Here is a 19,106-nt window from a genome sequence, read left to right as displayed (position 1 = left end):
ACGCACAGTCAGGCCTAGTTAATCCGCGGATGTTGTTGCACCAGGTTTTCGCGCTTGGTTTGCAGCGCGGCAATCTCGGCGTCGATGTCTTCGATTTTCTGCTCGATATTGTCGTGATGCTCCTGCAGCAGCTCTTTGGCTTCTTCCATGTCGGAAGCTGCCGGGGCCGCGCCGCGCAGTGGCTTGTTGGCGGTTTCCTTCATGGTCAGGCCGGTGATCAGGCCAACCACTGCAAACACCATCAGGTAGTAGGCGGGCATGTACAGGTCGTTGGTGCTCTCTACCAGCCAGGCTACGGCGGTCGGCGTCACGCCAGCGATCAGCACCGAGACGTTGAAAGCACTGGCCAGTGCGCTGTAGCGCAGGTGGGTGGGGAACATGGCCGGCAAGGTCGAGGCCATCACGCCGATAAAGAAGTTCAGCACAATCGCCAGGATCAACAGGCCGCTGAAGATCAAGCCGGTCTTGCCGCTGGTGATCAGCATGAACGCCGGGATCGACAGGAACAGCAGGCCGATGCTGCCGGCGATGATGAACGGCTTGCGGCCGATCTTGTCGCTGACAAAGCCAATGAACGGCTGCACAAACAACATGCCGACCATGATCGCGATGATGATCAGCACGCCGCTGTTTTCGGCGTAATGCAGGTTGTGCGACAGGTAGCTGGGCATATAGGTGAGCAGCATGTAGTACGTCACGTTGGTGGCCGCGACGATCCCGATGCAGGTCAACAGGCTGCGCCAGTGCTTGGTGGCGATTTCCTTGAATGAGACTTTAGGGCCGTGGCTCAAGCCTTCGCGGTCGCCCTGTTCAAGCTTGTCGACGTGCTGCTGGAACGCTGGTGTCTCTTCCAGTGCATGGCGCAGGTACAGGCCGATAATGCCCAGGGGCAGGGCAAGGAAGAACGGCAGGCGCCAGCCCCAGGACTCGAATTCCGCTTCGCCGAGCACGGTAGAAATCAGTACCACCACACCGGCACCGAGGACGAAACCGGCGATCGAGCCGAAATCCAGCCAACTGCCGAGGAACCCGCGCTTGCGGTCCGGGGCGTACTCGGCGACGAAGATCGACGCGCCGGTGTACTCGCCGCCCACCGAGAAGCCTTGGGCCATTTTGCACAACAGCAGCAGGATCGGCGCCCAGATGCCAATGGAGGCATAGCCGGGAATCAAGCCAATGGCGAAGGTGCTCAGGGACATGATTACGATCGTGGCCGCCAGGACTTTTTGCCGCCCGTACTTATCGCCCAGCGCGCCGAAGAACAGGCCGCCCAATGGACGAATCAGGAAGGGCACGGAGAAGGTGGCCAGTGCAGCGATCATTTGTACGCTGGGGGACGCGTCGGGGAAGAACACCTTGCCCAGCACATAGGCGACAAAGCCGTAGACGCCAAAGTCGAACCATTCCATGGCATTGCCAAGGGCGGCAGCGGTGATCGCCTTGCGCATCTTGTTGTCGTCGACAATGGTGATGTCTTTCAAGCCGATGGGTTTGACGCGTTTTTTCCGTAGTTTCATGCGGGCCACTCTAAAGCTGAACGGGGAGGTGCCATCGCTACGATGGCACCGCTCTGTCAGTTCAGATACAAGTGGACACGAAATAATTCACCGCTTCGGCTATTTTTTCTCGCATTAGCGAAAATATCGTTGTGAGTGTCACTGCGGCGATGCGCAAATCCAGGTCTCAACCAAATTCAAATGTGGGAGGGGGCTTGCCCCCGATGGCGGCCTGATAGCCCTCGGGGTTTGGCTCTGTAGGAGCGAGCTTGCTCGCGAAAAATTTACCGGCGCCGCGTTCATTCAGGAAGCACGCTTTATCGTTGGCGTTTTTCGCGAGCAAGCTCGCTCCTACAGAGGGCAATGTACGCTTGGCCGACTGGCGTCTCCTGCCACATTGCTGAGCGCCGGTGGCGGCTTTGTTGACTAAACTGGGTTCGGTCATGCCGCAAAATCGGGACGTTATTTGTATGCCAAACCTCCACTCACGCCTTATCTACCGCCAACCGCGGCAGGCTGATGTCCAGCGGCTGTTCGCAATTTTCGGCGATCCGCAGACCAATTTATTCAACCCCGCCGGGCCCATGCCCGATCTTGCAGCGGCCCAACGCTTGTTGGCTCACTGGATGGAACAATGGGCGCTTAACGGCTACGGCTGGTGGGCAATTGCCCGCAGAGAGGCGCCTGAACGCATCATCGGGTTTGGCGGCATTGCACCGCTCAACTATCTGACAACACCGCGTATTAATCTGGGTTACCGATTTGCCGTCGAAGCCTGGGGGCAGGGCTACGCCACCGAGGTGGGCCGTGATGCATTGGCGCTGGCCTTTGTGAACCTCGGCTTGCCCGAGGTTTTCGGGCTTGTACGACCCGATCATGCCGCCTCGATCCGCGTGCTGGAGAAGATCGGCATGCAACCCTTTGGCGTGCTTGATGATGTACCTGGTCAGGCACCCAGCCTGGTGCTGCGGGTTTGTCATCCTACAACTGCTCGTGTCTGACGCTTTTTAAATTCGCATAATTCCTCGATAAACGGTGCTCGTTCAGATTGACACTGCAAGGACGTACCGATATAAAAGTCGCAGTTGTACGACGACATATGACGTTACATATGTCTTACCTAACAAAAATAAAAAAGTGATGCCATGAATCTGAACGAGCCCATCAGTGCCTATCGTGTCGGCCAGGCGGTCGGCAGCTATCGCTGGACGATCTGCGCGATGCTGTTTTTCGCGACCACGGTCAACTATCTCGACCGTCAGGTGCTGAGCCTGTTGGCGCCGCAGCTCTCGACGCAATTTGGCTGGAGTAACACCGATTACGCCAACATCGCCGCGGTATTCCAGTTTGTTTACGCAATTTCCATGCTGTTTGCCGGGCGCTTCGTCGACAAGATCGGCACCAAGGCCGCCTATGTGGTGGCGATCGGTATCTGGTCCACCGGGGCGATCATGCATGCGTTTTCGGTGCCGATGGGCCAGGGCGTTGCGGCGCTCAGCAGCGCGATTGGCCTGGCGGTGATTCCGGTGTCGATTGCCGGTTTCATGCTGTCGCGTGCGGTGTTGGCGATCGGCGAAGCGGGTAATTTCCCCATCGCCATCAAAGCCACCGCTGAATATTTCCCCAAGAAGGAACGCTCCCTGGCTACCGGCATCTTCAACTCCGGTGCCAACGTCGGCGCAATCCTGGCGCCGATCTGCGTGCCGTTGATCGCTGGCTTGTGGGGTTGGGAAGCAGCGTTCATGGTCATCGGCATGTTGGGTTTTGTGTGGGTGGCGGTCTGGGCCGCCGTGTACGAAAAACCGGAACAGCAAAAACGCCTGTCCGCCGAAGAACTGGCCTACATCCGCAGCGATCAAACCGTACAGCCTTTCACTCCTGCGCCCGCGCAGACCAGCGCAAAGAAAGTTTCCTGGTTCAAACTGCTGACCTACCGCCAGACGTGGGCGTTCGCGTTCGGCAAGTTCATGACTGACGGGGTGTGGTGGTTTTTCCTGTTTTGGCTGCCCACCTACCTGTCGGCGCAATACGGCATGAAAGGCGCCGATATCGTGATGCCGTTGGCAGTGCTGTACAGCATGACCATGGTCGGCAGCATCGGTGGCGGCTGGTTCCCCAGCTACTTCATGGCGCGCGGCGACGCACCCTATGACGGGCGCATGAAAGCCATGCTGGTGATTGCGCTGTTCCCGCTGGTGGTATTACTGGCACAGCCCCTGGGTTACCTGAGCTTCTGGGTGCCGGTGCTGTTGATCGGCGTGGGCGCCTCGGCGCACCAGGCGTGGTCGTGCAATATCTTCACCACCGTGTCCGATATGTTCCCGCAGAAAACCGTGGCTTCGGTGGTCGGCATTGGCGGCATGGCCGGGGGCCTGGGCGGCGTGGTCATGACCAAGATCGGCGGTTGGGTGTTCGACTACTACAAGTCCATCAACGACATCCACACCGGCTACATGATCATGTTCGCCATCTGCGCCCTGGCTTACCTGGTGGCCTGGAGCGTGATGAAGGCACTGGTGCCGCGTCACAAGGAAATTACGGATCTGTAGGGTCCGCTTCAGGCAACCGTAGAAACGCCATCAGCGCGGCAACGATGGCTTCTGGCGCATCTTCTGCAGCGCCAAGGCGTCACTTGCATGGGTCATGATTGAATCCCTCTGAAGCCTCGCGGGTTGTCATGGACTTTGCGCCCGCCAGGATGATACGAACCGCCATCACTACACCGATCAGCACCGCGGCCAGGCCCGCGGCTTCCATAGCCGTCGGCCAGCGCTGGTGAAACCACAGGCCGAGCAGGGTTGCAAACAGGGATTCCAGCGCAATCAACTGGCCGCTCAGAACCATGGGCAAGCGCCGCGTCGCAGCGTTCCACGCCCACGCACCGACGACGGTGGACATCACCGCGATCACCAGGCTCCAGGCATACAGCGGCCATGCCTGATGCAAGCCAGCACCAAGGATGGGCAACTGCAACAAGCCTAGCGCGTATATCCAGGGCAGCAGGCACAGCGCCGCAACGCCTGCGCCCACCAACATCAGGGCGGTCCACAGGCCGGTTGCGCCATCCGGCAGGCGTGCCAGCTGCGTCTGGTTGATCACGCTGAAGCCCAGCCACAAGGCCACCGCGCCCAAGGAGAAAAACAACCCGGCCAGCCAGGCGCCGGTGCCCAACGAGGGCTGATGGAGGCTGCTGATATTGGCCAGCAAAAGCCCCACAGTGAGGCAAGCCAACGGCGTCATCAACTGGCGCCAGTGCAGGGTTTTATGGCGGGCGTTGCCTATCAGCGCCAGCAGCACCGGGACCATCCCGACAAACGCTGGCGTCAACACCGGGCCACCGAATATCACACCGGCCGCAATGCACACGCCATAACCCACGCAACCCAATGCGCCCAGCAGCGCCGCGAACAGGCACTGGCCACGGCTGAGTGTCCGCAGTTGCGATCGGCACAGGATCATCCAGACGATGCCCAGCCCGCCGGCCATCAGAAAGCGCACAGCCATAAGATCGTAGAGGCTGTAAGCCCCGGTGACATAGGGCGCAATGAAGTTCAGCGCCCAGCCAAGGGTGGCGACCACCGCGCATATCACACCGACGAAAACAGAGGCTTGGGAAGTACTCATCAGTCTGGCCCATGAAGTAATGGATCCATGGTGCCCAGCCACGAGGCTGTGCTACAAACGAGTTCTCGGCCGTTGATGTATTACCTCAGATTATGAATCTACTTGGCAAAACCCTACCGCCACTCGCCAGCCTGTTGCCGTTTGAGGCCGCCGCGCGCCTGGAGAGTTTTTCCAGGGCGGCCGATGAGTTGCACATCACCCAAGCCGCTGTCAGCCGACAGATTCGCGGGCTGGAAGATAACCTGGGGGTGAAACTGTTTAGTCGGCGCAACCGCGCGGTATTCCTGACCCAAGAGGGGCGCGAGCTGGGGCGGGTGGTCAGCGCCGCGTTGCAAAGCATCAGTGATGGCGCGGCTCAACTGCGCGCGGCACCGCAACGCAATCGGGTGGTGCTGTTGTGCCAATTGTGCGAGGCGTTCTATTGGTTGATGCCGCGCCTGTCGACTTTCCACCAGCAATACCCGCAGGTTGAGATCCAGGTGGTGACCTGTACGCGGCCCATCACGCAGTTCGACGGCCACTTCGATGTGGCCCTGCAAAGTACCCGGCGCGCCAGTGGCGCCCACACGCTGATGTTTACCGCTTCTGATGAAGTGTTTCCGGTGTGCAGTCCCGCCTACCTGTGTCCGCAGCAGCCGTTATCGCTTGCCGAGTTACAGCCCTGCACCTTTTTGCACCATAGCTCTGAACCTCCGCACTTGATGGAGTGGGATGAGTGGCTGCAAGGGTTCGGGCGGGAGTTGGCCAAAGATGCACGCAGTGTCACCTTCGACAGCTACCCGCTGATGTTGCAGGCGGCGGTGGAAGGGCACGGTGTCGCCATGGGTTGGCGTCGCACGGCCAGCAGGTTGATTGAGAGTGGGGCGCTGGTGCGCCCATGTGCTGAAAGCGTGTTTTTGCCCGAGGCTATTTCGGTCTACAGGCAGCACGGTGCGGGCAGTCGGGAGGAAGTGGCTGCATTGCTGGCCTGGCTTGAAGCGCAATTGCACAAGGACGACTGACAGGGACGTCGCCGCCCCTGTCACACCCGCTTATTTATTTCGGGTGACGCGCCAAACGGTATTGGCCAGGTCGTCGGCAATGATCAGTGCGCCTTTGGGGTCTACCGTCACGCCCACCGGGCGCCCACGGGTTTTGCCATCGTCACCGCGAAAACCCGTGGCGAAGTCGATGGGCTCGCCCGCCGGCTTGCCGTTACTGAACGGTACGAAGATCACCTTGTAGCCCACCGGCGCATCACGGTTCCAGCTGCCGTGCTCGCCGACGAACGCACCCTCGGCAAATTGTTCACCCATGGCCGGGATGGAAAAATCCACCCCCAGTGCGGCCACGTGGGAACCCAGGCTGTAATCCGGCTTGATTGCCGAGGCCACCTTGGCCGGGTTCTGCGGTTGTGCGCGTGGGTCGACGTTCTGGCCCCAGTAGCTGTAGGGCCAGCCGTAGAAGGCACCTTCACGCACTGACGTCAGGTAGTCCGGCACCAGGTCGGGGCCGAGTTCATCGCGTTCGTTGACCACCGTCCACAGTTGCCCGGAGCCCGGTTGGATGGTCAACGCCGTCGGGTTGCGCAGGCCGGTGGCATAGGGTTTGTGCGCACCGGTGGCCGCGTCGATCTGCCAGACCATGGCGCGGTCAATCTCCACTTCCATGCCGCGCTCGGTGATATTGCTGTTGGAGCCGATGCCCACATACAGCTGGCGCCCGTCATCACTGATAGCCAACGACTTGGTCCAGTGGTGGTTGATCTGCGCCGGCAGGTCGGTGACTTTGACCGGCGGGGCGCTGGCCTTGGTCTGGCCGTCGGCGTAGTCAAAACGTACCAATGCGTCCTGGTTGGCCACATACAGTTTGCCGTCGGCGTAGGCCAGGCCGTAGGGGGCGTTGAGGTTGTCGGCGAAGATGGTCTTGAGTTCATAGGTGCCGTCACCGTCGGCATCGCGCAGCAGGGTAATGCGGTTGCCGCCTTTGACCTTGGTGTTGCCCTGGGCCTTGATCACACTGGCAATCACGTCCTTGGGCTTGAGCTTGGCCGCACTGCCGCCACGGCCTTCGGCCACGAGGATGTCGCCGTTGGGCAGCACCAGGGTCTGACGCGGGATGGCCAGGTCGGTGGCGATGGCGGTCACGCTGTAGCCTTCTGGCACCTTGGGCTTTTGCTCGCCCCACGGGGTGGGCTCGGCGATCTTCATGCTTGGCAGCAGGCTGCTTTGTTGTTCGGGCAGCTTGGGGTCGGGGCCGCGGGCCTGGGTCTTGTCACCTTCGGCGCCACAGGCACTCAGCAGCAGAGCTGCGCTGAGCACGGTCAATGTGTTGAGTGGTTTCATCGGGCAGCTCCTGAGCGCAGGTTGGTCAAGCCGATCCAGGTGGCGATGATCGCCAGGGCGGTGACGATGGCCGACAGCACCAGGCCGGCAGGCATCATGGCGTACGCGTCCTTGGCGTGTTGGAAGGCATTGATCAGCCCGAGCACCCAAGTGGCCAGCAACAGCAGGAAATACGCCACGGGGCGCCCGCCCTTGTGTTCGGCACGCACCAGGTTGACCAGCGCAAACAGCAGGGCAAAACCACAGAACACCAGCGCGCCGGCGATCAGCCAGGAGGCGAAGTTGGCCCATTGAATCTGATAACTCTGGCCGTAGGCGATATCACTGAGCAAGGCGCCGAGAAACAACGGCACGGTGCCGGCCAGCAAGGTCCCATGCAGCGGGCCAGGTCTGACGACGGGGTAGGTGGGTAGGGTAGTCATGGTGGTGGCGGCTCCTTATCGTTCTGCGCCCTGGAGTCAGGGCGCGCTGACTTCGCATAGGAAAGGAGCATGGCACTTGTAAGAAAGTTCACTGGGAGGGCGTGTCGAGATGTTTTGCCAACAGGATTATGTTGATGTGTTTACGACGGTTGCGACATGACGCATCCTCCCGCGCTCGACATTAGGAAATGCTTTATGCCCACCCTACAACCCGCGGGCATCGATGCCGACGGCTATATCCTCACCGTCACCGAAACCCCTATACAACCCGAGTTCCAACCGCTGCTGGCGGACATCTGCGCCACCCTGTCTCAGCCCGCGCTGGGGCTGCACGGAATTTACCTGTATGGCAGCATCGCTCGGGGCGAGGGCGAGGCCGGAGTTTCCGACCTTGACCTTTCACTGATACTGATCGAACCAGCGGATGCGCCCGCGCTTGAGCAATTGGAGTCGGCCAGACTCGCCTTGGAGCAACGGCATCCGAGCGTCACCAAGATCGACTTCGATATCGGCCATTGCGCCCAGGTGTTGGCGCCCGAAAACCGAAACAGCTGGGGCTTTTGGCTCAAACATCATTGCCGCTGTGTCTGGGGCGAAGACCTGTCACAGCACTTCAAAGCCTTTCGCCCGTCCCGGGCTATTGCGGTGGCGGTCAATGGTGATTTCGAGCAGGCGCTCACGGCGTATCTCGTGCGTATCGAACAGGCCAGCACTGAGCACACACGCCATCGTCTGCAGCGTGAAGCATCGCGGGCCTTGATCCGGGCTACCCACACTTTGCGTGCAGACAATGCGCAAATGTGGCCGCACACCCTGGAAGAGTACGTCGGGCTGTTTGTTCAGCATTACCCGAATATGCGTGTGCAAATCGCCTACTTCCTGTTTGAGGCACGCAACCCGAGCGCCGAGGGCGAGGCGTTTGCTACACGCCTTCGGGCGTTTTTGAGTTGGATGGTTTCGGCACAATGAGAGGAAGATCGTTTTCCAGTCTGTTGGTATCTTGCCCTAACGTAATCGCACAGGCTTTACCCCTGCAATCGGTGGAACGGTAGGGGCCATACTTGGCGTCAAGCACAAGCTACCCATGCGTACTCTCCAGCAACCGCATAGAGGGTCAGGTGTATTCACCGAAAACTTAAGTATGACGTTGCCGTGAGCATGGTCGTGGTTGTGACCATCCCAGCAGATCTGCCGATCCTGAGTCAGCACCGCAGTGCCATGCCAGCCAGCCGCTTGATAGGCATTGAGCGACGCTTGCGTGGGATGCCCGTATCCATTTCCTTTACCTACGGATAGAACCAATCTCATGGGGGTGTCCGGCTTGGGGCGAGGTACAGAGGTCACCGTTATCTTTGACCCGTGATGAGGCGCCACCATACCGGCTAATTCAAGTTGTTGGTTGCTTGTGAGGGAGGGGATGGATGGAAAGTCGGCGTCACCTGTCATGAGAATTGCTGGCCCTTGGCACTTGGGTTGGACAAATAGCGCTATTCCGGTGTTGTTCCTGTCAGCGGGAGTCTGCGTTGTGGGTTCACACGCTTCAAGCCAGCCTTCGGAGAACCGTATCTGCCTGCAGTTATCCGGCCACAGAAGCATGGCCGAAATGCCTGGCATAAGCTGCTTGTTTGTCAGCGCTTCATAAAAGCTCAAAGCTAGCGGGCTGACCTGATGTTCTGGTCGCTCGGGCGCGCGGGCAATCCAGAAGCGAGCCAGTGCCTCTCGGTTCCACTCGTGCCGAGTGGTCAAGCTTGTTGGGTTGTATTGGCTTCTGGCGATTGCGTATGACCAGTGATCCATATCCCAATGAGAGAGAATAACGGGTGCAACTCTGACGTCGTCACATGAGAATAAATTTGGCTGACGCCGTGGTCGCGTCCACGCATGAAAGTTGGGCGCCCATCCCAAATCAAAAAAGACCCGTGGGTGTGCGCACTCATCAATTATCGCGTTGCAGTTACCCTGTCCTACATCATATGCGGCGACAGAGAGTTGGCCGGCATGCTGCAACGAGACATCCAGTACACCGCTAATGAGTGTTTCAGGGGAGCGCGGCGCGCTCGTCAGCATGAAAGCGTCATGTTCCTCTTTGCTTAACTCCAGAGGTGTGATGTCGCAGATGTGCAGGACGACAGGCTCAGCGTTATCCCCAAACATCACGACTAGTGCTTCAACCGATTTTTCGCTGGCATGGGACGCTACGTTGAGCTGTACCCATCGGTTTTCAGACTCTTCTATCGCTGGAAATCGCTGCACCAAGGACATGAAAGGCAGGCGCAGGGTAAGCAGGCCACCGATTCGCTTGTGTCCATAATAGCCAGAGCGCGATATACGGGCACTGAAACAGTCAAAGGTTACCCAGCCGTCTCCATCCCCATCGCGCTCTATGTCGATAAGCGCTTTGAATGTCTTGCGCCTGCGTTTCATCTGATCATGTTCCTTCATGGCACTGTCGCTCCTCGTACTGGCTTGGCTGTATTGATTTGCGAGGGAATGTTACAGCAACCTTCAGCGTGAAGTGCCTGCACAACGAATACACCCAGGTTTCCAGCTGTCACAAAATCGCTGTGGCCTGCAAGCGGCCAACGCAGGGCAGGCCCTGCCTCTTCATTGGCTAGTTGCCCCACTATGGCCGCCACCTTCGCACCCTTGCCCGCCAGGTGGTAGGCCAGTGGAGCCCCGACAATGCCAGCGCCAATGACCACGATGCGCTCGCCTTAATGCATATTCACCCTCCTTGTCACTGAATTGCCAGAATTTCACTGGTCTGGCACACCCTCGCATAATCCATCGCGAGATTAGCGAGCGACAGCGCGTGTACATCTTCAGCAGCCCACAGCCGCCCCGACAAGTCGGCTTGATCGAAGGTAAAACAGGCGTCCGCCGCCACGATCACGTCGAACCCCAGATTGCCGGCCGAGCGTGCGGTGGATTCCACGGAATTGTTAGTGATGACCCCAACGATCACCAGCTGCTTGATCGCGCGCATGTGCAACCAGCGCTCCAGGCCCGTGGCAATAAATGCGTCCGGTACGTTTTTCTCCACCACATGCTCGTGGGTCAGCGGGTGCAGCGCGTCCTGAAACTCACAGCCTGGCTGGCCTGGCCGGAACACCGAAGCGCCAGAGCGGGAGATATGCCGCACATGGATGATCGGGCGTTGCGCCTGGCGCCAGGCATTAAGCAGATGTTGTATGCGCAGTTCGGCGTCTGGGTTGTTGCGGCGGCCAAGGGCAGGATCGGCCATGCCTTTTTGCATATCGATGATCAGCAATGCGGCGTTCGTCGCTATCGGTTCCATGGCCTGTCCTGGCAGTGGTGAACATTATCCAACTGGCGCAACGCGCTCCCACAGGGCGGACGTTACCACCGATCGGCAGCCCACACGCAAAACCCTGAGACTTCCCGGCGAAACGCTTCATAATGGCGGCCAATTTGTTTAGCTCGTTATTCTGGTGTGCCCGCATGGAAATTAAGGTCAACTTTCTCGACAACCTTCGGCTTGAAGCCAAGTTCGATGACTTCACGGTGATTGCCGATCAGCCCATCCGCTACAAGGGCGATGGGTCGGCACCGGGGCCATTCGATTACTTCCTGGCTTCGTCGGCGTTGTGTGCGGCGTACTTTGTGAAGTTGTACTGCCAGACGCGCAATATTCCCACCGAGAATATTCGCCTGTCGCAGAACAACATCGTCGATCCGGAAAATCGCTACAACCAGATTTTCAAGATCCAGGTCGAGCTGCCGGCCGACATCTCTGACAAGGACCGTCAGGGCATCCTGCGTTCCATCGACCGTTGCACTGTGAAGAAAGTGGTGCAGGCCGGGCCGGAGTTCGTGATTGAGCAGGTGGAAAATCTCGACGCCGACGCACAGGCGTTGTTGATGCCAAACACGACTTGCGAAGCGGGCACTTACATCGCCGGCAAGGACCTGCCGCTGGAGCAGACCATCGCCAACATGTCTTCGATCCTTGCCGGCCTGGGCATGAAGATTGAGATCGCCTCGTGGCGCAATATCGTGCCCAACGTCTGGTCGCTGCATGTCCGCGATGCGCATTCGCCGATGTGCTTCACCAACGGCAAGGGCGCGACGAAGGAGGGCGCACTGGCGTCGGCGCTGGGCGAGTTTATCGAGCGGCTCAACTGCAACTTCTTTTATAACGACCAGTTCTGGGGCGAAGAACTGGCCAATGCGCCGTTCGTGCATTACCCGGATGAGCGCTGGTTTCAGCCGGGCCCCGACGATAAGCTGCCGAGTGAAATCCTCGATGCCTACTGCCTGAAAGTTTACGACCGCGAGGGCGAGTTGCGCGGTTCGCACCTGTTCGACACCAACTCGGGCAATGAAGCCCGCGGCATTGTCTCGCTGCCGTTCGTGCGCCAGTCCGATGGCGAGGTGGTGTATTTTCCGTCCAACCTGATCGAGAACCTCTACCTGAGCAACGGTATGAGCGCCGGCAACACCCTGGCCGAAGCCCAGGTGCAGTGCCTGTCGGAGATTTTCGAGCGGGCGGTGAAGCGCGAAATCATCGAAGGTGAATTTGCCCTGCCGGACGTACCCGCTGACGTGTTGGCCAAATACCCTGGCATCCTCGCCGGTATTGAGGGCCTGGAGGCCCAGGGCTTCCCGGTACTGGTCAAGGATGCGTCCCTGGGCGGTGAGTTCCCGGTGATGTGCGTGACCTTGATGAACCCGCGCACCGGTGGCGTGTTTGCCTCGTTCGGCGCGCACCCGAGCCTGGAAGTGGCACTGGAGCGCAGCCTCACCGAACTGCTGCAGGGCCGCAGCTTCGAAGGCTTGAACGACCTGCCGCAGCCGACCTTCGAAGGCCAGGCGGTGACCGAGCCGAACAACTTCGTCGAGCACTTTATCGACTCCAGCGGCGTGGTGTCGTGGCGCTTCTTCAGCGCACAGTCGGATTACGAGTTCGTGGAATGGGACTTCTCCGGCCATGGCGAAGATTCCAACGCCCAGGAGGCCGCGACCCTGTTCGGCATCCTCGAAGGCATGGGCAAAGAGTCCTACATGGCGGTGTACGAACACCTGGGCGCCACGGCCTGTCGCATCCTGGTGCCGGACTATTCGGAAATCTACCCGGTGGACGACTTGATCTGGGACAACACCAACAAGGCGCTGTTCTTCCGTGAAAACATCCTCAACTTGCATCGCCTTGATGAGGACGAATTGCAAGCGTTGGTCGAGCGCCTGATTGAAAGCGAGCTGGACGACTACACCGACATCACCACCCTGATCGGCATCGAGTTCGACGACAACACCGCGTGGGGCCAGTTGACTATCCTGGAGCTCAAACTGCTGATCTTCCTGGCTTTGAAGCAGTATGAAGAAGCCAAGGAATGCGTGGAGATGTTCCTGCAGTACAACGACAACACCGTCGAGCGCGGCCTGTTTTACCAGGCGATGAATGCGGTGCTGGAGATGGAACTGGATGATGACCTGGAACTGGCAGACTACGAGGCTAATTTCCGACGCATGTTCGGCGATGAGCGCATGGACGCGGTGATCGGCTCGGTGGACGGCAGGGTGCGGTTCTACGGGTTGACGCCGACCAGCATGAAGCTGGAAGGGCTGGACCGGCATTTGCGCTTGATCGACAGCTACAAGAAGCTGCATGCGGCGCGGGCCAACGTCACCCAAGGCTGATACACGCCCCTTGTGGGACTGGGCTTGTGTGGGAGCTGGCTTGCCTGCGATAGCATCACTGCGGTGTAACAGACACACCGAGGTGTCTGCATCGCAGGCAAGCCAGCTCCCACATAAGGCCGTCCGGAAAAATTGAGTCAGATGTGGGCCAAGGCTTGCGCCAGATCTGCGCGCAGATCCTCCACATCCTCAACCCCCACCGACAATCGCACCAACCCATCACCAATCCCCAACTGCGCCCGCGTCGCCGCCGGGATGCTCGCATGGGTCATGATCGCCGGGTGTTCGATCAGGCTTTCGACGCCCCCGAGACTTTCAGCCAGGGCGAAGATTTTGACGTTTTCCAGGAAGCGTGTTGCACCGGCCAGGTCGCTGTTTAAATCCACCGAAATCATCCCGCCAAACCCGCGCATCTGCTGTTTCGCCAACTCATGCTGGGGGTGGGATTTCAAGCCTGGGTAGTGAACACGCGATACCTGCGGCTGTTGCTCCAGCCAGGTGGCCAGGTCCAGGGCATTGCTGCAATGACGCTCCATGCGCAGCGCCAGAGTCTTTACCCCGCGCAGGGTCAGGAAGGCATCGAAAGGCCCGGCGATGGCGCCCACGGAGTTTTGCAGGAAGCCCAGGCGTTCGGCCAGTTCAGGGTTGTCGCCGACGATGGCGATACCGCCGATCACATCGGAATGCCCGTTGAGGTACTTGGTGGTGGAGTGCACCACGATGTCAAAGCCCAGCTCCAGCGGGCGCTGGATCCAGGGGCTGGCGAAGGTGTTGTCGGCCACGCAGATAATCCCGCGGGCCCGGCAGATACGCGCGACGGCGCGCAGGTCGGTCAGGCTCAGCAGCGGGTTGCTCGGGGTTTCGACCCAGACCATGCGCGTGTCGTCCTGCAATGACGCTTCAAACGCCGACAAGTCGCTCAAGTCGACATAGCTGAAGCGGTGCCCGGCACTGCGCTGGCGCACCTTGTCGAACAGCCGGAAGGTACCGCCATACAGATCATTGCCCGAAACGATATGCGCGCCGGCATCGAGCAGTTCGAGCACAGTGGAAATCGCCGCCAGCCCCGAGGCAAATGCAAACGCTTGGCTGCCGCCTTCGAGGTCGGCCACGCAACGCTCCAGGGCAAAACGCGTGGGGTTGTGGGAGCGTCCGTAATCAAAGCCCTTGTGCACGCCGGGGCTGTCTTGCAGGTAGGTGGAGTTGGCGTAGATCGGCGGCATCAGCGCGCCCGTGGTCGGGTCGGGTGACTGCCCGGCGTGGATCACACGGGTGGCAAACGCGCTTTTATCGGGCTGACTCATGCAAGGGATCTCCGTAGGTGATTAAGCAGGTCGACGCGGGTGATCAGGCCGTGGAAGCCCGAGGCGTCGGCAATAATGGCGACCAGGCCGCGATCCAGTTCCGCCTGCAATTGGGCCAGGCTGGCGCTGGGAGGCAGGGTGTGCAACGTGTCGGTCATGGCGCTGGCGACGGTCATGGAAAAGTCCGCCGCGTCATGGTGCAGGCCCAGCAGAATATCCGATTCGTCGATCACGCCCGCCAATTGTTGACCGTCTACCAGCACCGGCAGTTGCGACACATCCGCCAGGCGCATGCGCTGGAACGCGGTGAGCAAGGTGTCGTCGGGGCTTACGCTGATTACGCGGCCGTCTTCGAAGCGGCGGGCGATCAGGTCGCGCAGGTCGCCGTAGTGCTTGTACTGCAACAGGCCGGCGTCGTTCATCCACTGGTCGTTATAGACCTTTGACAGATAACGCGTGCCGGTGTCGCACACAAAGGTCACCACGCGCTTGGGCTCGGTTTGCTCGCGGCAGTAGCGCAAGGCAGCGGCGAGCAGGGTGCCGGTGGACGAGCCGCCAAGAATGCCCTCGGCCTTGAGCAATTGGCGGGCGTGATCGAAGCTCTCTTCATCGCTGATGGAGTAGGCGTGGCGCACGCTGGACAGGTCGGCAATCGACGGGATGAAGTCTTCGCCGATGCCTTCCACGGCCCAGGAACCGGGCGTTTCCAGCTGGCGGCTGCGGCTGTATTCGGCCATCACCGAACCGACCGGGTCGGCCAGTACCATTGCCAGCTCTGGCTGCACACGCTTGAAAAAACGCGTCAAGCCGGTGAGGGTGCCGGCCGAGCCGACGCCGACCACAATCGCATCGACATCATGCTGGGTCTGCGCCCAGATCTCCGGCGCGGTGCTGGTTTCGTGGGCCAGCGGGTTAGCCGGGTTGTTGAACTGATCGGCGAAGAACGACCCCGGAATATCCTTGGCCAGCCGTGCCGCCACGTCCTGGTAATACTCCGGATGGCCCTTGCCCACATCAGAGCGGGTGATATGCACTTCGGCGCCCATGGCCTTCAGGTGCAGCACTTTTTCTGTGGACATCTTGTCGGGCACCACCAACACCACCCGATAACCCTTGGCCCGGCCTACCAGCGCCAGGCCCAGGCCGGTATTGCCGGCGGTGGCTTCAATGATGGTGCCGCCAGGCCGCAAGCGGCCATCGCGCTCGGCGGCGTCGATCATGGCCAGGCCGATGCGGTCCTTGATGGAGCCGCCAGGGTTTTGTGATTCAAGCTTTAGAAACAGTGTGCAAGGGCCGGTATCGAAGCGGCTGACCTTGACCAGCGGGGTGTTGCCGATCAGCTCAAGTACGGCAGGGCGGGATAGGGTGGGCATGTCGTCACCTGGTTACGGGATGGGCACAGGGTGGGGGGACAGCAAATCAAAGCAAGGCTTGAAACATAGGCCGCTATTGCCCGTGTCGCAACCGGACGTCCGTTGCATGAATTTTTTTGCCGCATGGGGGAGGGCGCGCAATCCAGGATTGCGCCGAAGATCAACGGAGGGGGCTGGCTTGTAGGATTGCCGACCTCTATGTGCCTGACGCCACGCGATCCAAATGTGGGAGCTGGCTTGCCTGCGATGGCGGTGGTGCTGTCGCCATCTATGTTGGCTGACCCACCGCCATCGCGGCCTCGCTAAGGCTCGAGCGCTCCCACAGTTCAGTTCCCGACGATGGCGGCTTCGATGGTAGCGATGTCAATCTTGGTCATGGTCATCATCGCCTCAAACGCACGCTTGGCCACTGCCGGATCTTTACTGGTGACCGCATCGACCAACACCCGTGGCGAAATCTGCCACGACAGCCCCCACTTGTCCTTGCACCAGCCGCAGGCGCTTGCTTGCCCGCCATTGTGGATGATGGCATGCCACAAACGGTCAGTTTCCTCCTGATCATCCGTGGACACCTGAAAGGAAAACGCTTCACTGTGCTTGAACATCGGGCCGCCATTGAGGCCGACGCAGGGGATACCCAGCACAGTGAATTCCACGGTCAGTTCATCGCCCTGTTTGCCCGCCGGGTAGTCGCCAGGCGCATAGTGCACGGCCTTCACTTCGCTGTTAGGGAAGGTGTTGGCATAGAAGGTCGCGGCCTCCAGCGCATCGCCGTTGTACCAGAGGCAGATCGTATTTTTGTTGTTCATCGCAAGGCTCCTCGGGTTGGAAGGTGCATGAAGTCTAGACGACAGGAATACCGCGCGGTGGTAAGGGCGCTCAGGCTTCTACAGCGTGCTGACGAGTGGCTGAGTCTGCACGGCGCGAGCGCCAGCCCAAACCCAGCACCATCATCAAGCCGAGCCCAGCCATGATTGCACCGGCCAGGGAAATAGCCGGGTAGCCCAGCCCGGCGTTGATCACCGCGCCCCCCAATGCCGCACCAATCGCATTGCCAAAATTGAACGCACCGATGTTCATCGCCGAAGCCAGGTTGGGCGCATCTTTAGCAGCCTCCATCACACGCATCTGCAGCGGCGGCACCAGGGCAAAACTCGCGGCGCCCCATAACAGGATCAACACGGCAGCAGGCAGCGGCCATTGCATCAGCACCGAGAAGGCCAGCAGCACGGCAATCAACACCACCAGCGAGGTGATTAAGGTGCGGTCCACCGAACGGTCGGCCGACTTGCCGCCCCACACGTTGCCGAGGGTCAGGCCGATACCGAACAGTACAAGCATCCCGGTGACGAAGTTGGTCGAGGCGTGGGTGACGTCGCGCAGAATCGGCGCGATGTACGTGAACACCGTAAACATCGCACTGGAGCCCACCACCGTCAGCGCCAACGCGGCCAGCACCGGGCCGCGACCCAACACGCGGATTTCCGCCATCAGGCTGCCACCTTTAGGCGCGGGTGCATTGGGCAACGCCCACCACAGCGCTGCCATCACCACCGCGCCGAGGCCGCTGATACCCCAGAACGCCGTGCGCCAACCGAAGTTCTCGCCAAACCAGGTGGCCAGCGGCACGCCGCCAATGGTCGCCAGGGTCAGCCCGAGAAACATCGCCGCGACCGCCCCGGCGCGTTTCTCTGGCGCTACCACACTGGCTGCCACAATCGAACCAATACCGAAAAACGCTCCATGGTTCAGCGACGTCACCAGCCTGGCGATCATCAACGTCTGGTAGTTGGTGGCCAGTGCCGACAACAAATTGCCCAGGGTAAAAATCGCCATCAGCCCGATCAGCAAATAACGACGCGGCACCCTCGCCGTGGCGAGGGTCATGATCGGCGCGCCGATCAGCACGCCCATGGCATAGGCACTCACCAACAGCCCGGCGGCGGGAATGGATACGCCAAGATCGGCGGCGATACCGGGCAACATGCCCATGGGTGCAAACTCCGTGACCCCGATGCCAAAGGCACCGATGGACAAGGCTACAAGGGGTGGATTGATACGCATGGCTGACTCCTCATCTGTGTGCCGAATGCTACAATCCAGCCTTTTCAAGCAGTAGCCCAAGCTTAGGAACTACAGCTTTGCGCAGGAGGCACAAATGGATATCGGTGGTCGGTCAGGGGAGATGGAAGTGTTTGCCATGGTCGCCGAGCACGGCAGCCTGTCGGGCGCGGCGCGAGCCCTGGGGCTGACGCCCTCGTCCATCAGCCGCATCATCACCCGCACCGAAAAGCGCATCGGCACCCGACTGCTGCTGCGTACCACCCGCGCCATCACCTTCACCGCCGAAGGCGAAGCCTACCTGCGCGGCGCCCGGCGCATCCTCGCAGACATGGCCGAAGTCGAAGACGCCATCACCGACCAGGGCACCCCGCGCGGCCGCCTGCGAGTCAGCGCCGCACTGGCCCATGGCCGCATGACCATCGTCCCGCTGATCGCCGCCTTCAGCGCCCGCTATCCGGCCATCGTCGTCGACCTGATGCTCGGTGATGAAGTCGTAGACATCCTCGGCGGCCAGGCTGACGTCGCCATCCGCTTCGGCCCCCTCGCCGACAGCCCCCTGACTGCCCGGCATATCGGCTCCACCGGGCAAGTTATCGTCGCCTCACCGGAGTACCTGGCAAAACATGGCACCCCGGTGATGCCGCAGGATCTACTCCAGCACAACTGCCTACGCTTCAACTTCCGCCGAGCGGCGCCGGATTGGCCGTTTCGGGTGGATGGGCGTGAGTTTTCGTTGAAGGTGGCGGGGACGATTGAGGGAAATAGTGGTGAGGCATTGGCGCAGTTGGCGAAGCTGGGGGCGGGGGTGGCGAGGATTGGCGCGTTTAGTGTGGTGGAG

General features: G+C 60.3%; 16 protein-coding genes. 6 read left to right on the top strand and 10 right to left on the bottom strand.

The window, feature by feature from the left end:
• Positions 1-14: 14 nt before the first annotated feature.
• A complete protein-coding gene (proP, locus tag JFT63_RS21260; RefSeq protein WP_057703472.1) occupies positions 15-1,517 on the bottom strand; it encodes a glycine betaine/L-proline transporter ProP in 1,503 nt (500 codons plus the stop codon).
• A 449-nt stretch (positions 1,518-1,966) separates the two neighbouring features.
• Here proP and JFT63_RS21255 point away from each other — a divergent pair, with 449 nt between their 5' ends.
• Both JFT63_RS21255 and JFT63_RS21250 read left to right on the top strand, forming a co-directional pair.
• Complete coding sequence (locus tag JFT63_RS21255) at positions 1,967-2,497, top strand: GNAT family N-acetyltransferase (RefSeq protein ID WP_198844773.1); 531 nt, start codon at positions 1,967-1,969, stop codon at positions 2,495-2,497.
• Positions 2,498-2,641: 144 nt separating this feature from the next.
• Positions 2,642-4,045 carry an MFS transporter gene (locus JFT63_RS21250; RefSeq protein WP_198844679.1) on the top strand — a complete coding sequence of 468 codons (1,404 nt, stop codon included), beginning with the start codon at positions 2,642-2,644 and terminating at the stop codon, positions 4,043-4,045.
• Between the two features lie 79 nt (positions 4,046-4,124).
• On the opposite strand, the gene JFT63_RS21245 is transcribed toward JFT63_RS21250, so the two are convergent.
• A complete protein-coding gene (locus JFT63_RS21245) occupies positions 4,125-5,120 on the bottom strand; it encodes a DMT family transporter (protein WP_198844678.1) in 996 nt (331 codons plus the stop codon).
• 92 nt (positions 5,121-5,212) lie between these two features.
• Here JFT63_RS21245 and JFT63_RS21240 point away from each other — a divergent pair, with 92 nt between their 5' ends.
• A complete protein-coding gene (locus tag JFT63_RS21240) occupies positions 5,213-6,121 on the top strand; it encodes a LysR substrate-binding domain-containing protein (protein ID WP_057703468.1) in 909 nt (302 codons plus the stop codon).
• 30 nt (positions 6,122-6,151) lie between these two features.
• On the opposite strand, the gene JFT63_RS21235 is transcribed toward JFT63_RS21240, so the two are convergent.
• Together JFT63_RS21235 and JFT63_RS21230 are read right to left on the bottom strand one after the other, a co-directional pair.
• Positions 6,152-7,444: a PQQ-dependent sugar dehydrogenase gene (locus tag JFT63_RS21235; protein ID WP_198844677.1), complete on the bottom strand. Its 1,293-nt coding sequence runs from the start codon at positions 7,442-7,444 to the stop codon at positions 6,152-6,154.
• The gene (locus JFT63_RS21230; RefSeq protein WP_186560572.1) at positions 7,441-7,866 is read right to left on the bottom strand and encodes a DUF2231 domain-containing protein; all 426 of its coding nucleotides are present in this window, start codon (positions 7,864-7,866) and stop codon (positions 7,441-7,443) included. The genes JFT63_RS21235 and JFT63_RS21230 overlap by 4 nt, the downstream gene beginning before the upstream one ends.
• Before the next feature lie 195 nt (positions 7,867-8,061).
• Between JFT63_RS21230 and JFT63_RS21225 the strand changes: the two genes are divergently transcribed.
• Complete coding sequence (locus tag JFT63_RS21225) at positions 8,062-8,835, top strand: nucleotidyltransferase domain-containing protein (protein ID WP_198844676.1); 774 nt, start codon at positions 8,062-8,064, stop codon at positions 8,833-8,835.
• 36 nt (positions 8,836-8,871) lie between these two features.
• On the opposite strand, the gene JFT63_RS21220 is transcribed toward JFT63_RS21225, so the two are convergent.
• A complete protein-coding gene (locus JFT63_RS21220; RefSeq protein WP_198844675.1) occupies positions 8,872-10,308 on the bottom strand; it encodes a hypothetical protein in 1,437 nt (478 codons plus the stop codon).
• Between the two features lie 295 nt (positions 10,309-10,603).
• Positions 10,604-11,164: a cysteine hydrolase family protein gene (locus tag JFT63_RS21215; protein WP_186560578.1), complete on the bottom strand. Its 561-nt coding sequence runs from the start codon at positions 11,162-11,164 to the stop codon at positions 10,604-10,606.
• A 164-nt stretch (positions 11,165-11,328) separates the two neighbouring features.
• Here JFT63_RS21215 and JFT63_RS21210 point away from each other — a divergent pair, with 164 nt between their 5' ends.
• Positions 11,329-13,527 (top strand): OsmC domain/YcaO domain-containing protein, encoded by a 2,199-nt coding sequence (locus JFT63_RS21210; RefSeq protein WP_198844674.1) that lies wholly within the window; start codon positions 11,329-11,331, stop codon positions 13,525-13,527.
• Between the two features lie 137 nt (positions 13,528-13,664).
• Here the strand turns inward: JFT63_RS21210 and JFT63_RS21205 are convergent, their stop codons facing one another.
• From JFT63_RS21205 to JFT63_RS21190, 4 genes are all read right to left on the bottom strand, one after another.
• Positions 13,665-14,831 carry a cystathionine gamma-synthase gene (locus JFT63_RS21205; protein WP_057703461.1) on the bottom strand — a complete coding sequence of 389 codons (1,167 nt, stop codon included), beginning with the start codon at positions 14,829-14,831 and terminating at the stop codon, positions 13,665-13,667.
• A complete protein-coding gene (locus JFT63_RS21200; protein WP_186560584.1) occupies positions 14,828-16,204 on the bottom strand; it encodes a pyridoxal-phosphate dependent enzyme in 1,377 nt (458 codons plus the stop codon). The genes JFT63_RS21205 and JFT63_RS21200 overlap by 4 nt, the downstream gene beginning before the upstream one ends.
• A gap of 326 nt (positions 16,205-16,530) precedes the next feature.
• Entirely contained in the window at positions 16,531-17,013 is a 483-nt protein-coding gene (locus JFT63_RS21195; protein ID WP_057703459.1) for a VOC family protein, read from the bottom strand.
• Positions 17,014-17,083: 70 nt separating this feature from the next.
• Entirely contained in the window at positions 17,084-18,268 is a 1,185-nt protein-coding gene (locus JFT63_RS21190; RefSeq protein WP_198844673.1) for an MFS transporter, read from the bottom strand.
• A gap of 94 nt (positions 18,269-18,362) precedes the next feature.
• Between JFT63_RS21190 and JFT63_RS21185 the strand changes: the two genes are divergently transcribed.
• Positions 18,363-19,106 (top strand): LysR substrate-binding domain-containing protein (locus tag JFT63_RS21185; RefSeq protein WP_198844672.1); only part of this gene is annotated, 744 nt, incomplete at its 3' end.

The sequence above is a fragment of the Pseudomonas sp. MF7453 genome (assembly GCF_016405455.1).
Taxonomy (GTDB): Bacteria; Pseudomonadota; Gammaproteobacteria; order Pseudomonadales; family Pseudomonadaceae; genus Aquipseudomonas; species Aquipseudomonas paralactis.
The sequence above is the reverse complement of the archived record's forward strand: the minus strand, read 5'-3'. Positions and strand labels throughout refer to the sequence as shown.